The sequence below is a fragment of the Frondihabitans cladoniiphilus genome, assembly GCF_039544345.1.
Classification (GTDB): domain Bacteria; phylum Actinomycetota; class Actinomycetes; order Actinomycetales; family Microbacteriaceae; genus Frondihabitans; species Frondihabitans cladoniiphilus.
On the sequence record NZ_BAABLM010000012.1, the window covers coordinates 39,868 to 56,965 of the forward strand.

Consider the following 17,098-nt stretch of genomic DNA (forward strand, 5'->3'; position numbering starts at 1 on the left):
GGTCACATCTCCAGGCGGCGTCGGTTGAGGAAGAGGTTGAGGACGAGTGTGAAGACGATGATCAGCACGAACAGGGCGACCCCCATGGCTGACGCGTATCCCGCGCTCTGGTTGTCGAAGTAGGCCTTGCCGATGAAGGTCGACACGGAGTTCGTCGAGTAGCCGGGCCCACCGCCCGTCAGCACCTGGATCACGTCGAAGAGCTTCAGTCCGCCGATGAGATTCAGCACGATGCTCGTGGCGAAGGCCGGCTGGAGGAGCGGCAGTGTGACGCCCCAGAACCGCTTCCAGCCCCCGGCGCCGTCCAGCATGGCGGCTTCTTGCAGCTCTGCCGGGATCGACTGCAGTCCGGCCAGGTAGATGATCATCGAGATGCCGACGAACTGGAGCGAGTTCACCAGGACGATCAGCGCGACCGACGTGGCCGAGTCGGAGAGCCAAGCGTGGCGATGACCTCCGAACGCGATGACGATGTCGTTGATCGTCCCGGAGTTGTACTGGAACAGCAGGTAGTACATCGTGCCCATGATCACCGGTGAGACGAGGACGGGCAGGTAGATGATCGCCCGGACGACGTTGCGGCCTCGGAGCGCGCGGTCCAACGCGACCGCGAGAGCCAGACCGAGGACCTGCTGGACGAGGGTGCTGCCGAACCCGTAGACGAACGTGTTGAGCAACGAGGTGCGGAACACCTGATCGGTGAAGAGTCGAGCGTAGTTCGCCAGGCCGACGAACGTCATGTCCGGGGAATACCCGTCCCAGTTCTGGAACGAGAGCAGGATCCCCCGGACGAGAGGGTAGGCCGTGAAGAGTCCGAGGAGGACCACGGCGGGGACGTAGAAGAGGTTGACGCGGGCCGGACGGCCCGCCCCTCGCTTGCGCGAGGGGCGAGCCGCCGGGGCTCCGGTCACCCGAGATGCGGCGGGTGTGTCGGCCATGAGCGACCCGTGCCCTTACTTGTTCTGCCCGTAGAGGCTCTTGAAGTCGGTGCCGACCTGGTTGACGGCCTCCGCCGGCTGGGCCTGCCCCGTGATCACCGAGTCGGTGGTCGTCACGAGCGTGTTCCACATTCCGTTGGGGAGGTAGACCCGGTCGAAGTAGGGAACCAGTCGGGTCTTGTCCTTCACGACGAACTGGTCATAGCTCGTCTGCAGGGCACCGAGGTCGCTCGTGGACGTCGTGAGCCCTGCAGCGGAGCCCGCCGCTTTGGCGAGCGCCGAGTCGTTCGCCGGCTGGGCGAGGTACTTCAGGAAGGCCTTGAGTTCCGTCAGGTGGCTGGAGGTCTTCGAGATGCCGAAGGCGTTCATCTCACCGCCGATCAGGTACGGCTTGCCGGTGTCGGACGGCACCGGGAGGAACCCGAGCTGGGCGTCGGGCGACGTCGTCAGGGCATCCGCCGCGACGCTGTTCTGCTGGAAGATGAAGGCGGCCTGGCCTGCGCCGAGGGCCTTCGACATGTCCTGCTGCGTCGCCGAGGAGTAGTCCGGGTTGATGTAGCCGGCCGCGCGCCACGACTCGACCTGGTCGACGATCGGCTTGTAGACGGATCCCGCGAACGTACCTGCCTTGAGCGATGCCAGTTGAGCGTCGGTGTACTTGCCGGGGGCGATCCAGTCGATGAGGTTGCCCGCCGGACCGTTCGCCTTTCCCGAGACCTCGATCGGAGTCACTCCCGTCGCCTTGATCTTCGCCGCCGCCGCGTCGAAGGCGGACCAGGAGGTCAGGGATTCGGGGTCGACGCCCGCCTTCGTGAGCACCGACTTGTTGTAGAGGATGCCCGCGACGTCGGTGTCGAGCGGAAGGGCGTAGATCGCGCCCGACGAGGTCCTCATGGCGGCGTCGAGTTGCGGGTTGACGTCCTTGTTCCAGGACTGGTCCTGCAACGGCTCGAGGAACTTCGAGTAGCGGTCGCGTGACCAGCCGTGGGTCCACCACATGTCGGGGACGTCGTGGGATGCGAGCTTGACCTTCAGATCCTGCTCGTAGTTCGTCGAGGACGGGATCAGGTTGAACTTCACTCCGGGGTGCGACTTCTCGTAGGCGTTCGTCACCTTGGTGAAGGTCGCGAGCAGATCGGATCCGGACGCGAATCCGGTCTCCACCTGGATCGTGCCGCCGGACGAGCCTCCGGCGCCCGACGAGCAGCCGGTGAGGAGGGCCGCTGCTGTGGCTGCCGTGAGGATCAGCGCCCCGACGCGAGCAGTTTTCGACTTCATTGTCATTCCTTCTGTGGATGCGATTGAGTCACCCCGCGGACGGCAGCTCGGTCATCGAGTCGCGGCATCGGGACGATGTGTGGGAATCTACACGAGTAACTATTTTTTCTGCAAGACTTTTACTTGACCGATTTCACCACTACTTTTGAAAAGCGCTTCGTGTAGATCCGCATGATTCCGCCACTGATTTACCGGTGCCCTCGAGCCGAAGACGTGCCGGATCGACGGCGGCGCGATCCCCCATTCAAAGACGAAAGGCACCAAATGATCTCCCTCGGAATCGTCGGCGCTGGCCAGTTCTCCGGCCAGTTCGCGACGCTCTTCAAGGTCCACCCCGACGTCTCGGACGTGTACGTGACGGATGTGATCCCCGAGCGGGCTCGCGACCTGGTCGAGCGTGAGCACCTGGCCGGTGTCGTCGAATCGTTCGACGCTCTCCTCGAGACCGATGTCGACGCCGTCGCCATCTTCACCCAGCGCTGGTCGCACGGGCCGCTCGTCGTGCGGGCGCTGCATGCCGGCAAGCACGTCTACTCGGCCGTGCCCATGGCCATCACGGAGGACGAGATCGCCGCCATCATCGAGGCGGTCCGCGAGACCGGCCTCACCTACATGATGGGCGAGACGAGCTTCTACAACCCCGCCACCGTCTTCGCCCGGAAGAAGGTGGAGGAGAACGCGTTCGGGCGGATCTTCTACGCCGAGGGAGACTACGTGCACGACATGGATCTCGGCTTCTACGCCGCCTACCAATACAGCGGCGGGGAGGAGTGGAAGAAGACGGCGAGCTACCCGCCCATGCTCTACCCGACGCACTCCATCGGCGGAGTCCTCGGCGCGATTCCCGGCCACGCCGTCAGCGTGAGCTGCATCGGTGTCCGCGACGACCGCGGCGACGGGGTCTTCGACAAGGAGGTGAGCCAGTTCGACAACGACTTCTCCAACGCGAGTGCTCTCTTCGAACTCGACAACGGCGGCGTCATGCGCATCAACGAGATGCGCCGGGTCGGCTACCCGTCTCAGATCCGCGAGTCGCGCTTCCGCTACTTCGGAACCGAGGCCAGTTTCGAGCAGCTCGCCACGGTGAGCCTGTGGCAGGACAAGCACGACGTCACGGACGTCTCGGACGACCTCCGGGCCGAGGCCAGCATGTCGCACGACGACCCCTCGCTGCAGAACGTCGCGCCGGAGCTGCGCGACGCGTTCGTGTCCGGCTATGCGACGGTTCACGACATCGACCGTCTCCCCTCGGTCTTCCACGGCATGCCCAGCGGCCACGAGGGAAGCCACCACTTCCTCGTCGACGACTTCGTCCGCGCGGTCGTCGACGGCACCCTGCCGCCCGTCAACGCCTGGGTGGCGGCGCGCTTCACCCTGCCGGGCATCATCGCCCACCGATCCGCCTTGCAGGGTGGCGAGCGACTCGTCGTCCCCGACCACGGAGACGCACCGGCCGCGCTCGTCTCGACGGCTAAACTCGCCTCAGAATCGCACTGATGCGGAGCACGCCGGTGTGGTGTGCGACATCGGTCAGGTTGCCTGGCGAAGAGGAAGGGTGAGGATGTCCGTCTCCGAGCCCGCCCCTCGTCAGGTCACCCGATCGGATGTCGCCCGGTACGCCGGCGTGTCCAGCGCGGTGGTCAGCTACGTCGTGAACGGCGGCCCGCGAGCCGTGGCACCGGCCACGGCAAAACGGGTGGCCGACGCCATTCGCACGCTCGGCTATCGGCCCAACCTCAGCGCGCGCGCGCTGCGGACCGGCACGACGAAGACGCTCGGCCTCGTCCTCCCCGAGATCAACAACCCCCTCTACGCGGCGTGGGCCGTGGCCCTCGAGGTCGCAGCCGCCGAGAGGGGCTACATGGTGCTCCTGATCAACAGCGACGGAGATCCCGAGTCGGATCACCGCGCCATCACCCATCTCGCCGAACGTCAGATCGACGGGCTCCTGGTCACCTCGTCGATGGCGCGGCCCGACCTGGCCGTCCCCTCGTTGCAGGGCATCCCCACCGTCGTCCTCGGCGTGCTCGAGAAGGGGCCCGGCACGGTCAGCATCGGTGTCGACGCGTACGCCGGGGCCTACGAGGCCGTCACCCATCTGATCGGCCACGGCCATGCGCGCATCGGGTTGATCATCGGCGGCGGGTCCGGCGGCAACCCCGAACTCCGCGAGAGCGGCTGGCTGGCCGCCTCCCGAGACGCGGGGCTCCCCGACGGCCCCATCGCCCGCGAACCGTGGTCTCGTGCCGGCGGTTACGAGGGGGGCATGCGCCTCTTCTCGTCGGTGAACTATCCGTCAGCGGTGTTCGTCAGTTCGGACATGCAGGCGCTCGGCCTCCTCCGAGCCCTGCATGAACTCGGTCTCCGGGTGCCGGACGACGTCGCCATCGTCTCCTTCGACGGCACCGAAGACACGGAGTACACCTCACCGAGCCTGACGGCCGTCCAGCAGCCGGTGAAGGCCATGGCCGTGGAGGCGGTCACAGCCGTCCTCGATCTGGCGGCCAGCAGGCAGACCGAGCACCCCCTGCACCCGCCGAAGCTGATCCTCCGGGAGTCCTGCGGCTGCGAGCACTAGTCCTTCCGGAGCCAGGCCAGTACGGCGAGCACTCGACGATGCGCCGCCCCGGAGTCGTCGAGGTCGAGCTTCTGGAAGATCGACGTCGTGTGCTTCTCCACCGACGCGACGGCCAGGTGCAGGCCGTCGGCGATGCCCTGATTGGTGCGGCCCTCCGCCATCAGCGACAACACCTCGACCTCGCGGGGCGTCAGCCGTTCGAGCGGGTCGTGGCGACGGGCGAGCAGCTCCCGTACGATCTGCTCGTCGATCACGGTTCCGCCGGCCACGATCCGCTCGACCGCGTCCTGCAGCTCGTCGAGCGACGAGACCCGGTCCTTCAGCAGGTAGCCGACCCCGGCGGCCCCGGTGTCGAGCAGATCCGCGGCGTACTCGGCCTCCGTGTACTGGCTGAGGAGCAAGACCCCGACCGGGGGATGCACGGCCTTGATCGCGATCCCCGCCCGCACGCCCTCGTCGCGGTAGGTCGGCGGCATCCGGATGTCGAGGACTGCGAGATCGGGCTTGGTCCGGTCGAGATCGGCCATCAGCGAATCGGCATCCCCGTAGGTGCCCACGACGTGATAACCCGCCTCCTGGAAGAGCCGGGCCACTCCCTCGCGGAGGAGGACGGAATCGTCGGCGAGGACGACGCGCACGACGGCGACGGGTTCGACGGGCACGGATTCGGAGGCGGAGGACGGCATCGCCTCAGCGTAGGGGCGCCGCGAGTTCCGTACCTGAAGCGCTCCCGACCGGCAGGGTCACCGTGACCCGGGTGGGTCCGCCCCCGGGGCTGTCGACGACCAGCGTGCCTCGAAGACCCGTGACGCGTGCGGCAACTCCGTTGAGCCCGTGCCCGGACACCTCGCGGGCACCGCCGCGACCGTCGTCGACGACCTCGACGACGAGGTCCCGACGCCGACGGGCGCGGAGCCCGGTCGAGACGGTGGCGCGGATCGTGACCGAGGCGGCCGTCGCTCCGGAGTGCTTGGCGACGTTCGCGAGCAGCTCGGAGACGACGAAGTAGACGCTGCGCTCGACCGGGCCGAGATCGACCTCGCCGACCGTGAGGTCGACGGCAGCCGTCGTCGGGACGGGACTGCGGGACGCGAGCGACCGGATCGCCGACGCGAGACCCCGGTCTTGAAGCAGGGGCGGAGCCATTCCGCGCGAGAGCTCGCGGAGTTCGTGGAGCGTGTCCTTGGTCAGGCCGAGAGCGCTCTCGAGCAGCGGCCGCAGGGTCTCGTCGTCACTCGACAGCGCTCGGATCGAACTCGACAGGTCGTACTGCACCCGGAGGAGGCTCTGCTGCGGACCGTCGTGGATGTCGCGTTCGAGTCGGCGGAGGGCGTCGTCCTCGGCCAGGATCGCGGACACCCGCGAGGACTCGCTGGCGGAGATCTCGCGACGCAGGGCTGCGGACTCGCCCTCGCCGAGCATCCCACGGGCCACGGCCTGGTGCAGGAGGACGAGGCCGTGCCCGACGAGCGGCAGCGTGACCAGGAAGACGACGCCGACCACGGCGAAGAAGACGCTCTCGCCCACGAACAGTCCGGATTGGCTCCGCTCGGCCGTGTAGCCGGGGAATCCCTCGAGCACGACGGTGTGCAGCCAGATCTCGCCGTCGCCGTGCGACTCGAATCGACCCCAGAACCAATAGGTCGGACCGCCCAGGGCCAGCACGATCCAGACCAGGCCGATGGACCAGGTGATCGTGCCGAGGACGAGCTGGACGATCGCGCCGTGCGCCCAGTAGCTCCAGGTGCGACCGTCGACGAGGACGACGAGTGCCCGGCGCCAGATGCCCTGACCGCGATGGCGTAGGCTCCAGTCGGGGGCTGCGATCGCCGGCCGGCCGGCCAGACGGAGGCGGCGGAGCTCGAATTCGCCGAAGCGGCGGGACAGGAGAAGGGTCGCGACACCGATCGGCAGGCCGATCCAGACGATCGCGAGGCCGAGTCCGAGGGCGAGGCCGGTCCAGCCGACGACGCAGGTGACAATCGCGACGGGGAGCACGGTCAGCAGGAAGGCCAGTTCACGAGGGAGCGCACGCCAGAGGCCGACATACCCGAATCGCCGCGGCGAGGGGGTCGGGACGTCGGTCATGAGCCCATCCTGGCGGGTCGCAGCGCCCGGCGCTGCCGGGGCAGTCGATCGACGAGCAGGCCGATACCCAGAGCGGCGGCGGCACCGAGGATCGCACCGAGGAGGGGTCGGTCGTGGAGCCAGGCGCCGGCCAGGACTCCGATGAGGATGGAATAGGTGGCCCAAACGACCCCGGACACACCACTGAGGAGCATGAACCGGCGCCGGGGGAACGCACTCGACCCCGCGAGGACGTTGACGGCCACCCGACCGACGGGGACGAAGCGGGCCGTCAAAACGGTCGACGCGGGCCGGGCCTCGAGGGTTCCGCGCACACGCCGGAGCAGGCGTGCGGTGCGCGGGCCGCGAGTGAAGCGGAAGCGGTCGATGCCGAGACGACGGCCGATGGCGAAGGCGACGTTGTCTCCGACGAACGAACCGGCCGCCGCGACCAGCAGGACGAGCCACGGGCTCGGGGCTCCGGTCGCGAACCCGATCGAGGCCAGCGCGACGACGACGGTCTCGCTCGGCACCGGCGGGAAGAAGCCGTCGATCGCGACGACGAGGAAGACGGCGACGAGGATCAGCGGGGACGCGGCCCCCGCCAGGAGGAGATGGGTGAACGCTTCCATGTCGGTTCCGATCTGTTGGTGTGGCGACGTCTACGACGCTACGGATCGGTTCGATTCAGGAGAACGGGGGTGCCCACCGAGTCGGGGTAGGGGCAGCCCTACCCCGGCCGGCGGCGAGGTCGGACGTTCCGGGTGACGCCGTACCCTCCGGGCACGGCGAGTCGCTCGTCGGCGCCGACCAGGCAGGCATCCCCGCCGGGGCGCCTCAGACGCTCCAGCTCCGGCGCTTCGCCAGCGGCGTGGCGAAGGAGTCGATCTTGCTCGTCGAGAGCCCCTGACGGATCAGGGTCTCGACGAGGGCGGCCGCCGCGGCCACGCCGTCGATGACCGGCACCGGCAGGCGGTCGCGGACGTGCTCCTCGAGGCCCGCCATGCCCGCGCAGCCGAGGCAGATGACCTCGGCGCCCTTGGCGATGGCGCGCTGCCCGGCCTCGACGAACGCCTCGGCGGTCGCGAAGGGGTCCTCGTCGAGCTCGAGGACCCCGAGCCCGGTGTCCTCGATCGCGGCGCATCGGTCGATGAGGCCTGCGGTCGTGAGGCTGTCCTCGATCTGCCCGACGGCGCGACGCACGGTGGTGACCACTCCGTAGCGACGGCCGAGGGGCATCGCCAGGTGCGCAGCGGCCTCCGTGATGTCGACGACGGGGATCGAGAGGAGCTCTCGGGCGCCCTCGCGACCGTGCTCGCCGAAGCCGGCCATCACGACGCCGTCGATGTCGTCGGGCAGGGTCTCGAGGGTCTGGAGCACGGCGGCGGCGCTGATGAAGCTGTCGTACCAGCCCTCGGCCGAGGCGACTCCCCAGGCCGGGGTGATGCCGACGATCTCGACGTCGGGCCCGACTGCCAGCCGGGCCCGAGACGCGGCGGTCTCGGTCATCGACTCGGTGGTGTTGCAGTTCACGACGGCGATGCGGATCACGAGGCCACCCCCGTGAGCGGTGCGAAGGTGGCCGACGACCCGGGCGCGATCGCCACCGGCGTTCCGATCCCCCTCTTCCGGGCCAGTTCGATGACGCACGCCGCCACGGCGAGGTCCTGCGCTCCGAGACCGACCGAGTCGAACACGGTGATCTCGTCGGCGCTCGAGCGGCCCGTCGCTCGCCCGGCGATGACTTCACCCAGTTCGGCGTAGTGGGCGTCCTTCGGGATCGTCCCTTCCGCCATGGCTACGAGCAGGTCGCCCGATTTGGCCAGGGCGGTCTCCCGACTGTCGACGAAGACGGTGGCCCGAGCCAGGGCTCGGCCGTCGAGTTCGCGGTGCGTCGGCCGAGGACGGGCGCCGACCGCGTTGACGTGCTGGCCCTCGTGCAGCCAGTCCCCCAGCACGATGGGGTCGACCGACGGGGTGAGCGTGCAGAGCACGTCGGATTCCTCGACGACCTCCTGAGGCCCGGATGCGAGGACGCAGCGCCCGGGCAGGTCGCCGCCGACCTCTCGCAGGAACCGGTCGACGGTCGTCGACGAGCGGGACCAGAGGACGATGCGGTCGAAGGGCCGGGTCGCGGCGAAGGCCCGCACGTGCTCGATGGCGAGGTTGCCCGCCCCGATGAGGCCGAGGGTCCGACTGTCGCTGCGGGCCAGGTGGCGGGTGGCCACGACCGAGGTGGCGGCGGTCCGGGCCCGGGTGATGGCCATGCCGTCGAGCACCGCGACGCACTCCCCCGTGACCGACGACGACACGAGGATCGTCGACCGCTGCGTGGGCAGCCCGCGGTCGCCGTTCGCCGGGATGTCGGCCATGAGCTTGACCGCGACCAGGCCGAGGCGGTCCGAGCGGACCGACATGGGCAGGAAGATCGCGTCGTCCGCGCCGGTGAGGGCGGTGGGCGCCGGCTGCCGCGCGGCGCCGGAGCCCAGATCGGCGTGGATGGCCTCGACCGCCTCGACGACGTCGACGGCCCCGATCAGAGCGCCGATCTCCGACGCGCCGAGGACGACGGTCATCAGGCGTCGACCGCGGCGCGCGCGCCGAGGAGCTCTTCGAGCGACGGGGTGTGCGTCGTGAGGCCGCCGTCGAACAGGATCGTCATCCATCGGTCGGAGGCGTCCCGGTCGACGACTGCGGAGTCCCACACGCCGCCCTCGGCCATCTCGTCGACGGCGCGGCGCAGCAGCGCCTTGTCCTTGTCGGGCCAGCGCGCGGCCAGGACGGCCTCGATCTCCGCGTCGGCCTCGTGCGACGTGATCTTGGTCATCGCGGCCGCGATGCCGTCCATGAAGCGCTCGATGCGGTCGCCCAGTTCGTCGACCCGCTCCGAGACGCAGTAGTAGACGCTGTTCGGCATGACGCCGCCGGACTGGAGGTGGCGGAAGACGATGGTGCCACCGCCCGCGGCGACGAGCTCCTCGGCCGAGACCAGGTCGAGGATGATCGCGTCGCCGAGTCCGCCCTGGTAGAGCTCGATCAGCATCGCGGTGGACAGGTCGCGGACGAAGCGCGTCTTCGAGACGTCGAAGCCCGCCTCGCGGATGAGGCCGGCGGTGAACTCGTACGGTGCGCTCCCGCCGGCTCCGGGAGCGAGGACGACCTTGCCGGCCAGCCAGTCGAGAGAGATCGGCGAGGTCTCGTTGCGCGCGACGATGGTCATCGGGAACATGTGGTTGAGCTGGCCGACGACGGAGAGCTTGCGGGGGGTGCCGGCGTACATGGCGGGAACCCAGAGACCGCCGAGGGCGAGGTCCGCCTCCCGCGACTCGATGTCGTCGACGACGCCGGTCCACGGGTCGCGGGCCACGGCGGACACGGCGAGGCCGCGCTCCGCGAACAGGCCGCCCTGATCGGCGACGTACTCGGGAAGGTAGTTGAGGCCGTTCGCAGTGGCCGAGATCTTCAGGGTGTCCATGTGTTCCTCCAGAGGAGTTCGGGGGGTGATGGGCGGGCCGGAGGTTCCGGCCCGCCCGAGGGGGCTTCAGACCTGGCTCGCGACCAGGGCGTTCTCGTTGACGTCCTCGAGAGAGCGGCCGCGGGCTTCCGGTGCGAACCGGGAGGCGACGACGAGGATCGCGTACATCAGGGCCGCCAGGCCGAATACGCCGGCGAAGGCGAAGTGGCCGTAGAGGGCGATGGCGAGGAAGGGCATGACGGCGCCGGCGATGTTGCCGATCCCGTTGACGATCGAGGCGCCGGAGGCACGGATCGCGGTCGGGTAGACCTCGGCGGTCCAGGCGGCGAGCGTCGTGTTGGTGACCATCGTGAAGAACTGGAACAGGGCGCCGAGGACCAGGATGAGGGCCGTGTCGTTGCCGAAGCCCGCGAAGGCGAGCGCCGTGAGGCAGCCGAGGATGCCGGCGGTGGTCACGGCCGCCTTGCGACCGACCCGGTTCGCGATCAGGGCGGCGGCCGTGCATCCCAGCAGCGAACCGATGTTCATGATCATCGTGTAGAGCAGGCTCTGCGAGACGGAGTAGCCGCGCTCGACCAGAAGGGTCGGCATGAGGAAGTTCAGCGTGACCTGCGACCCGAAGGCCATCCACGAGGCGATGCCGATGGAGATCGTCCGGCCCAGGACGTTGCGGCGGAACACGGCGGCCGGCGAGGAGTGCAGGGCGACCGGCGAAAGGTCGGCCTCGGTGAGGGTGACCGGCGACTTGGACGCGGCGGAGGGACGCAGCGACGAGGACGCGAGGATGGCGAGCGAGCGGTTCGCGTCGTCCACACGCCCCTGGGAGAGGAGCCAGCGCGGCGTCTCGGGCAGGCGGCGGCGGAACAGGACCACGAAGAGCGCGGGGATGGCGAGGATCGCGAACGACCAGCGCCAGACGGTGTCGTTCCCGCCCAGCGGAACCGCCAGGGGGCCCAGCAGCAGGAGGAAGAAGCCGTAGGAGATGAAGTTGCCGATACCGCCGGCACCCACGTTGATGGTGGCGATGAGGCCGCCGCGGTAGCGGGTCGCGACCATCTCGGAGAGCATCGCGATGCCGATCATGAATTCGCCGCCGACGCCGATGCCGACGATGAGCCGGCTGACGAGGAGCATGTCGTAGTTGAAGGCGACGGCGCTGAGCAGGCCGCCGAGCGTGTAGACGAGCAGGTTGAGGCTGAGCGAGAAGCGGCGACCGTAGCGGTCGGCCAGCCAACCGGCGACGAAACGTCCGATGAGACCGCCGATGACGGTCGCCGTGTTGATCGTGGTCAACTGCAGGTCGCCGATCGAGAGCGACGACTTGATGTTGGTGGCCATGGCGCCGACCGAGTTCTGCTCGAGGGTGTCGAAGAACTCGCCGGCGAGGATCAGCATGAGCACCGCGAACTGGGCGCGGGTGAAGCCGATGGAGTCGAGGGCGGAGGCGACACCGTTACGGGAAGAGGCGTCGCCGGGAAGCGAAGAGCGGGTCGGAGCGGTGGAGCGGGTCACAGCAGTCATTTGCGACTCCAGGCACGGAAAGAGGTGTGGAGGACCGATCGCTGACATCAGAATCAGTATCGCATCCGGGGACACTCTTTTGTATACGAAAAGGTGTTTCCGGCTGGTTTCGGGGAGGAAACGCTTTGTTACGAGGCAAGTGGATGCCCGTAACTTCAGGCCTCCAAAGACAGCCGGATTCGAGAAAAAGCGCTTTTCGTATACGTTCAGACGTCGAGCGCGCGGTACAGCGCCTCGTCGCGCCGCAGGTGCTCGTCCATCAGCAGACCTGCCTGGACGCCCGAGCCGCGCAGGATCGCGTTGGCCACGGCCGCGTGGTCTCCGCCGCTCGAAGCGACCTCTTCTTGTGTCACGCGCTCGAAAGCCCACGCCGTCTGGTGGATGAGTCGCTCGATCATGGCGTCGAGGTGGCCGTTGCCGGATGCGGCTGCGACGAGGCGATGGAACGAGAACCGGGGAGTCTGCGCCTCGACCTCCTGGTCGGAGCGCTGCTCGTTCACGACGGCGCGCAACAGGTCGGCGCTGTCGCCCCCCTGGCGTCCCGCAGCCAACTCGGCCGCCAGCACCTCGAGTCCGCGCCGGATCTGCATGAGCTCGATCACCGCCTCCGAGGAGGAGTCCGCGACGGTCACCCCTTTGAACTTCTCGGCGACGACGAAGCCCTCGGTCTCGAGCTGCCGCAGGGCCTCGCGGACGGGCACCCGCGACACGCCGAAACGCTCGGCCAGGGCATCCTCTTTCAGGCGTGTGCCCCGGGCGAGGCTGCCGGCGATGATCTCCGCACGGAGGGCCTTCAGGACGGAAGCGGGTTTGGACTCCACGAGTCGATCCTATGGGCGGGCGTGGGCCCTGCCTCCGCCGGTGCGCCGCCGGTCAGTGGGACAACGCAGTCGAGTCGTCGAGAGCGGTGGTGACCGACCTCGCCCGGGTCTCGGCGGAGAGGAGCGCAGCGGCCTGCTCGTCGAGGCAGAACGTGACGTCGTCGTGCTCGCGCAGGAAGGACGCCGGGCAGCTCGCTTCGATCGGCCCCTCGAGGGCATCCCGCACCGCTTGCGCCTTTTCGGAACCGTTCGCGACGAGGACGATCGCCCGAGCGCTCAGGATCGTACCGAGGCCCTGGGAGACGGCCTGTGTCGGGACGTCGGCGACCGACGGGAAGAACCTGCTGTTGGCCGCGATGGTCTCGGGCGCGAGGTCGACGCGGCGCGTGACCGAGTCGGCGGCCGAGCCCGGTTCGTTGAACCCGATGTGGCCGTTGGCGCCGATCCCGAGGATCTGGACGTCGACACCGCCGGCCTCGCGGATCGCCGCCTCGTATTCGACTGCCGCCTCATCGACTTCCTCGACGGAGCCCGAACCCGAGGGGACTCGAACGAGTCGAGGATCCATGCCGAGAGGAGCGATGGCATCCCGCGCGATGATCGAGTGATAGCTCTCGGGATGGTCGGGATCGATACCGACGTACTCGTCGAGCGCGAAACCTCGCGTGGACGCGAACGAGACCTCCCCCGCCCGCACGAGTGCGGCGAGGGCTTCGTAGAGGGGCTGCGGAGAGCTTCCTGTTGCGAGACCGATGATCCCGTTCTGCTGGAGGCGCAGGGTCGAGGCGATCTGCCGGGCCGCGACGCGTCCGGCGTCGGAGGGCGAGTGCTGGATGACGATCTTCATCGGAGGACTCCTTCGAGGGCTGGTTCGGCGGCCTTCACGTGTCGCCGCGAGATGAGGATGCCTGCGGCGCCGAGGAACCACAGGAGGATCTGGATGCTCATGGCCGACCGGAATGCAGCGAGCGTGTAGGTGGCCGGAGTACCGGCTCCCTGGGCATCCAGCAGGACGCCGATGAGCGCGATGGCGACCAGAGCGGCCACGAAGCCGCCGACGTTGACGGTGCCGAGGGCACCGCCGAGGCGCTCGGGGGTCGAGTTGGTGCGCGCCAGGTCGAAGGCGATCAGCGAGCCTGGCCCGCCGATGGCGAGAACGCCTGCCAGGAGGTACAGGACTCCCAGCGGAGCGGCACCGGGCCAGAGCAGGACGAGCGCCCAGGCGGCCACCTGGCTCGCGACGATCCCGAGCGCCAAGGAAGCGCGGTGCGCCTGGTACCGAGCGGTCAGTGTTCCGACGATCGGCCCCGCCACGATGCTGAGCAGCGTGTAGGCGGCGAAGACCCCCTGGGTCTGGGGGATGCTCAGCCCTTCACCGGATTCCAGGAAGGGATAGCCCCACAGGATGCCGAAGACGGTTCCGCCGAAGGGGCAGCTGAAGTGGACCCAGAAGCCCAGACGTGTTCCGGGATTGCGCCAACTGTCTCGGACGAGGCGGAACGATTCGCCGAGCCCAGCGATGTGAGCCTCAGGGTGAGGATGCGCGGCCCCGTTCCGCAGGAAGCCCAACGCCAGGCAGAGACTGAGCACGAGCAGCGCGCCGAGGGCCTGGAACGTGGTCGTCCAGCCCCGAGCGCCCAGGAGGGCGGCCAAGGGGATGACGCTCGCCAGTTGGCCCAGACCGCCGAGCATGCCGGTCACCTGGCTCATGATCGGAACGAGCCGAGGGGGGAACCAGGCGGCGACGAGCCGGAGAACCGAGACGAACGTCATGGCATCCCCGGCCCCGATGAGGATTCGGGCGGTGATCGCCACGGGGAGCGTGTCCGAGAAGGCGAGGGTGACCTGGCCGATCGCCATCAGGGCCGCGCCGGACGCGATCAGGGCACGGGGCCCGAACCTGTCGATCAGCGTGCCGACCGGGATCTGCAGAGTCGCGTAGACCAGGAGCTGGAGGACGGAGAACATCGACAGCCCGAAGGCGGTGATGTGGTACCTCGCGATCGCGTCGTCGCCGGCAGCGGAGAGCGAGGTCCGGGAGAAGACGGCGGCGTAGTAGGCGACGGTGCCGACGAGCCACACGGCCCACGCGCGAGACGCGGGCCGCGTGAACACGGCGGTGGTCACTTCGTCAGAACCGCGGCGACCTCGGGGATCTTGTCGATGTAGCCCGAGAGGAGGTCGCGTGCGACCGTGACCGAGTCGACGAGAGGGTGCAGGGCGAAGGCCTGGAGGGCTTCGCTTTTCGACCCCGTCATCGCGGCGGCGATGGTGTGGCGCTCGACGGCCTTGACCTGCTGCATGAGACCGAGTTGGTGGAGGTTCGGCTGGATGTCGACGGCGAGCGGGTGGACGCCGTTGGCATCCACCGTTGTCGGGATCTCGACGACAGCGTCCCACGGCATCCCCGCGATGGCCCCCTGGTTGCGGACGTTGAGGATCATCGTGGACCGTTCGTTGCGGCTGATGGCACCCATGACGCTGAGGGCCACGCCCGCGTAGCCCTGGTGGCTCGGGTCGGTCTCGCGCTCCTTGGCGTTCTTCGGCTTACCCTGTTCGCCGCCCTTGGCCTCGGCCATGTAGCTGGCGCTGCGGTTCTCGACCGTCTCGCGCCAGAACTCGGCGACCCCGTCGCCGGCTTTGCTCGCCCGGTCGTAGAAAGCGCTCTGCGTCTCCTGGAGGAAGTCGCCCCGCGTCAGCTTGCTGCTGAGGATGCCGCGGATCGCGTCCCGGTTGAAGTAGTAGTAGAAGAGGTACTCGTTGGGGATCATCCCCATGGTGCGGATCCAGTCGAGGCCGAAGACATGACCCTCTTCCATCATCCCGAGCTTCTCGTCGTCGGCCACTAGCTCGGGGAGGACGTCCTTGCCGTCGTACATGACGCGGCGCATCCACCCGAGATGGTTCAGACCCACGTAGTCCATCTGGACGCGCTCGTGGTCGAGCCCCATGAGGCCGGCGACGCGACGACCGAGCCCGGACGGGGTGTCACAGATGCCCAGGACCCGGTCCCCGAGAACGGACTGCATCGCCTCGGTGATGATGCCCGCCGGGTTGGTGAAGTTCATGAAGTACGCGTTGGGGGCCAGGTCCTTGATGACCTGGGCCATGCCGACCATGACGGGCACGGTTCGGAGCGCGTAGGCGAGACCACCCGGGCCGGTGGTCTCCTGACCCAGGATGTTCAGGTCGAGCGCGACGTGCTCGTCACAGCGGCGCCCCTCGAGGCCGCCGACGCGGATGGCAGCGAAGATGAAGTCGCTGCCCTCGACGGCTCGGTGCAGAGACGTGGTCGGGACGAGCTTCGGGGCGTCGGGGAACTCCGTGCCGAGCTCGGTGAGGATCGCGACCATCGTGTGCAGGCGCACTTCATCGGTGTCGTACAGAGCGACCTCTTCGACCCGGGGCGACCCGTTATCGCGGAGGAGCGCTTGGTAGACGTAGGGGGTGCGGAATCCGCCGCCTCCCAGGATGCAGAGCTTCATACGATTGTGACCTCTCCGCCGGCGTTCCGGCATAGTGCGAGCGTTTCTTCGGGAGCGTTCTCCGTGGTGATGAGAACGTCCACATCGGTGAGGGAGCACAGGCGCAGCGCGCCCGTCCCGGGGAACTTGGCCTCCGAGGCGAGCAGGACGACCTTGTCCGCGGCGGCGATCATGGATTGCTTGATGGGAGCCTCGACGGCCATGTTGTCGACCACGTGTCCGTTGCCCCGGACGCCGGTGCAGCTCAAGAAGAGGTAGTCGGCGCTGACCTGCGTGAGTGCGAGCTCGGTGAGCGAGCCGACGAGCGTGCGGTAGTTGCGCCGGACGACGCCTCCGAGCAGCACGAGCCGCACGGATGTGTCGTCGCGGAGTTCGTCGAACACGGCGAGGTTGCTCGTGATCACCGTGACATTGCGGCCGCGGAGCTCGCGTGCCACGAGCGCCGTCGTCGTTCCGATGTCGAGGATCACGACGCTGTCGTCGTGGATCATGGCCGCGGCGGCGACGGCCATCTTCTTCTTCTCGGCGCGCTGCTCGTCCTCGCCGAACTCGAACGGCCGTTCGCGGTCGCCCTCCGAGCCGTGCTCGTCCACGACGTGTCCGGCCCGGAGGACGGCTCCCCCGTAGGTGCGAGTCAGCTCGCCGTTGCTGTCCAGTACCTGCAGGTCGCGGCGGATCGTCGCCTCGCTCACATCGAGGGCCTCGGCCAGTTCTCGGACCGACGCCGCCCCGGTGGACCGCAGCGCGTTGATGATGCGGTCCTGTCGCTCTCTCAAGATCATGCGTTCACACTAACTCGAAGATGACGAGATCTGCACTTCTTTGCGCAAGAACACGACTCAAGATGAGCAGAGTTAATGAAATGGCGTCATTCTCGAAACATGATTGACACACTTTCTGCACACACTTGCAGAAGTAAGCCGACGCTCCTCCCG

The 17,098-nt window shown here is 68.3% G+C and carries 16 protein-coding genes; 2 read left to right on the forward strand and 14 right to left on the reverse strand.

Translation table 11 applies throughout. From position 1 onward, the window contains the following. Positions 1 to 2 precede the first annotated feature (2 nt). Together ABEA39_RS17840 and ABEA39_RS17845 are read right to left on the reverse strand one after the other, a co-directional pair. On the reverse strand, positions 3 to 938 hold the full coding sequence (locus ABEA39_RS17840) for a carbohydrate ABC transporter permease (protein WP_345377323.1): 936 nt from the start codon (positions 936 to 938) through the stop codon (positions 3 to 5). 15 nt (positions 939 to 953) lie between these two features. After that, positions 954 to 2,216 (reverse strand): ABC transporter substrate-binding protein, encoded by a 1,263-nt coding sequence (locus tag ABEA39_RS17845; RefSeq protein WP_345377324.1) that lies wholly within the window; start codon positions 2,214 to 2,216, stop codon positions 954 to 956. A gap of 264 nt (positions 2,217 to 2,480) precedes the next feature. On the opposite strand from ABEA39_RS17845, the gene ABEA39_RS17850 reads away from it, so the two are divergent. Beyond that, the gene (locus ABEA39_RS17850; protein WP_345377325.1) at positions 2,481 to 3,713 is read left to right on the forward strand and encodes a Gfo/Idh/MocA family protein; all 1,233 of its coding nucleotides are present in this window, start codon (positions 2,481 to 2,483) and stop codon (positions 3,711 to 3,713) included. A 64-nt stretch (positions 3,714 to 3,777) separates the two neighbouring features. Then, entirely contained in the window at positions 3,778 to 4,794 is a 1,017-nt protein-coding gene (locus ABEA39_RS17855) for a LacI family DNA-binding transcriptional regulator (protein WP_345377326.1), read from the forward strand. Here the strand turns inward: ABEA39_RS17855 and ABEA39_RS17860 are convergent. The 12 genes from ABEA39_RS17860 to ABEA39_RS17915 form a co-directional block, all read right to left on the reverse strand. Beyond that, entirely contained in the window at positions 4,791 to 5,480 is a 690-nt protein-coding gene (locus tag ABEA39_RS17860) for a response regulator transcription factor (protein ID WP_345377327.1), read from the reverse strand. The two genes, ABEA39_RS17855 and ABEA39_RS17860, sit on opposite strands and share 4 nt — an antisense overlap. A 4-nt stretch (positions 5,481 to 5,484) precedes the next feature. Continuing rightward, positions 5,485 to 6,882 carry a sensor histidine kinase gene (locus ABEA39_RS17865; RefSeq protein ID WP_345377328.1) on the reverse strand — a complete coding sequence of 466 codons (1,398 nt, stop codon included), beginning with the start codon at positions 6,880 to 6,882 and terminating at the stop codon, positions 5,485 to 5,487. Further along, complete coding sequence (locus ABEA39_RS17870; protein WP_345377329.1) at positions 6,879 to 7,493, reverse strand: DedA family protein; 615 nt, start codon at positions 7,491 to 7,493, stop codon at positions 6,879 to 6,881. The genes ABEA39_RS17865 and ABEA39_RS17870 overlap by 4 nt, the downstream gene beginning before the upstream one ends. 205 nt (positions 7,494 to 7,698) lie before the next feature. Then, positions 7,699 to 8,412, reverse strand: a complete 714-nt coding sequence (locus ABEA39_RS17875; protein ID WP_345377330.1) for an aspartate/glutamate racemase family protein — start codon at positions 8,410 to 8,412, stop codon at positions 7,699 to 7,701. After that, positions 8,409 to 9,437: an ornithine cyclodeaminase family protein gene (locus tag ABEA39_RS17880; RefSeq protein ID WP_345377331.1), complete on the reverse strand. Its 1,029-nt coding sequence runs from the start codon at positions 9,435 to 9,437 to the stop codon at positions 8,409 to 8,411. The genes ABEA39_RS17875 and ABEA39_RS17880 overlap by 4 nt, the downstream gene beginning before the upstream one ends. Next, positions 9,437 to 10,336, reverse strand: coding sequence for an ABC transporter substrate-binding protein (locus tag ABEA39_RS17885; protein ID WP_345377332.1), 900 nt, complete (start codon positions 10,334 to 10,336; stop codon positions 9,437 to 9,439). Before ABEA39_RS17885 ends, ABEA39_RS17880 begins: the two co-directional genes overlap by 1 nt. 66 nt (positions 10,337 to 10,402) lie before the next feature. Further along, positions 10,403 to 11,857 (reverse strand): MFS transporter, encoded by a 1,455-nt coding sequence (locus tag ABEA39_RS17890; protein ID WP_345377333.1) that lies wholly within the window; start codon positions 11,855 to 11,857, stop codon positions 10,403 to 10,405. A 206-nt stretch (positions 11,858 to 12,063) separates the two neighbouring features. After that, complete coding sequence (locus tag ABEA39_RS17895; RefSeq protein WP_345377334.1) at positions 12,064 to 12,678, reverse strand: GntR family transcriptional regulator; 615 nt, start codon at positions 12,676 to 12,678, stop codon at positions 12,064 to 12,066. A gap of 52 nt (positions 12,679 to 12,730) precedes the next feature. Beyond that, a complete protein-coding gene (locus tag ABEA39_RS17900) occupies positions 12,731 to 13,525 on the reverse strand; it encodes a glucosamine-6-phosphate deaminase (RefSeq protein ID WP_345377335.1) in 795 nt (264 codons plus the stop codon). Then, the gene (locus tag ABEA39_RS17905; protein ID WP_345377336.1) at positions 13,522 to 14,805 is read right to left on the reverse strand and encodes an MFS transporter; all 1,284 of its coding nucleotides are present in this window, start codon (positions 14,803 to 14,805) and stop codon (positions 13,522 to 13,524) included. Before ABEA39_RS17905 ends, ABEA39_RS17900 begins: the two co-directional genes overlap by 4 nt. Beyond that, positions 14,802 to 16,163: a 6-phospho-beta-glucosidase gene (locus ABEA39_RS17910; protein WP_345377337.1), complete on the reverse strand. Its 1,362-nt coding sequence runs from the start codon at positions 16,161 to 16,163 to the stop codon at positions 14,802 to 14,804. Before ABEA39_RS17910 ends, ABEA39_RS17905 begins: the two co-directional genes overlap by 4 nt. Next, positions 16,160 to 16,945: a DeoR/GlpR family DNA-binding transcription regulator gene (locus ABEA39_RS17915; RefSeq protein ID WP_345377338.1), complete on the reverse strand. Its 786-nt coding sequence runs from the start codon at positions 16,943 to 16,945 to the stop codon at positions 16,160 to 16,162. The genes ABEA39_RS17910 and ABEA39_RS17915 overlap by 4 nt, the downstream gene beginning before the upstream one ends. Positions 16,946 to 17,098 lie beyond the last annotated feature (153 nt).

Excerpts from the sequence above, each read along its gene's own strand:
- ABEA39_RS17840 (WP_345377323.1), bottom strand. The coding sequence starts at position 938 with ATGGCCGACACACCCGCCGCATCTCGGGTGACCGGAGCCCCGGCGGCT.
- ABEA39_RS17845 (WP_345377324.1), bottom strand. The coding sequence starts at position 2,216 with ATGAAGTCGAAAACTGCTCGCGTCGGGGCGCTGATCCTCACGGCAGCC.
- ABEA39_RS17850 (WP_345377325.1), top strand. The coding sequence starts at position 2,481 with ATGATCTCCCTCGGAATCGTCGGCGCTGGCCAGTTCTCCGGCCAGTTC.
- ABEA39_RS17855 (WP_345377326.1), top strand. The coding sequence starts at position 3,778 with ATGTCCGTCTCCGAGCCCGCCCCTCGTCAGGTCACCCGATCGGATGTC.
- ABEA39_RS17860 (WP_345377327.1), bottom strand. The coding sequence starts at position 5,480 with ATGCCGTCCTCCGCCTCCGAATCCGTGCCCGTCGAACCCGTCGCCGTC.
- ABEA39_RS17865 (WP_345377328.1), bottom strand. The coding sequence starts at position 6,882 with ATGACCGACGTCCCGACCCCCTCGCCGCGGCGATTCGGGTATGTCGGC.
- ABEA39_RS17870 (WP_345377329.1), bottom strand. The coding sequence starts at position 7,493 with ATGGAAGCGTTCACCCATCTCCTCCTGGCGGGGGCCGCGTCCCCGCTG.
- ABEA39_RS17880 (WP_345377331.1), bottom strand. The coding sequence starts at position 9,437 with ATGACCGTCGTCCTCGGCGCGTCGGAGATCGGCGCTCTGATCGGGGCC.
- ABEA39_RS17885 (WP_345377332.1), bottom strand. The coding sequence starts at position 10,336 with ATGGACACCCTGAAGATCTCGGCCACTGCGAACGGCCTCAACTACCTT.
- ABEA39_RS17890 (WP_345377333.1), bottom strand. The coding sequence starts at position 11,857 with ATGACTGCTGTGACCCGCTCCACCGCTCCGACCCGCTCTTCGCTTCCC.
- ABEA39_RS17900 (WP_345377335.1), bottom strand. The coding sequence starts at position 13,525 with ATGAAGATCGTCATCCAGCACTCGCCCTCCGACGCCGGACGCGTCGCG.
- ABEA39_RS17910 (WP_345377337.1), bottom strand. The coding sequence starts at position 16,163 with ATGAAGCTCTGCATCCTGGGAGGCGGCGGATTCCGCACCCCCTACGTC.
- ABEA39_RS17915 (WP_345377338.1), bottom strand. The coding sequence starts at position 16,945 with ATGATCTTGAGAGAGCGACAGGACCGCATCATCAACGCGCTGCGGTCC.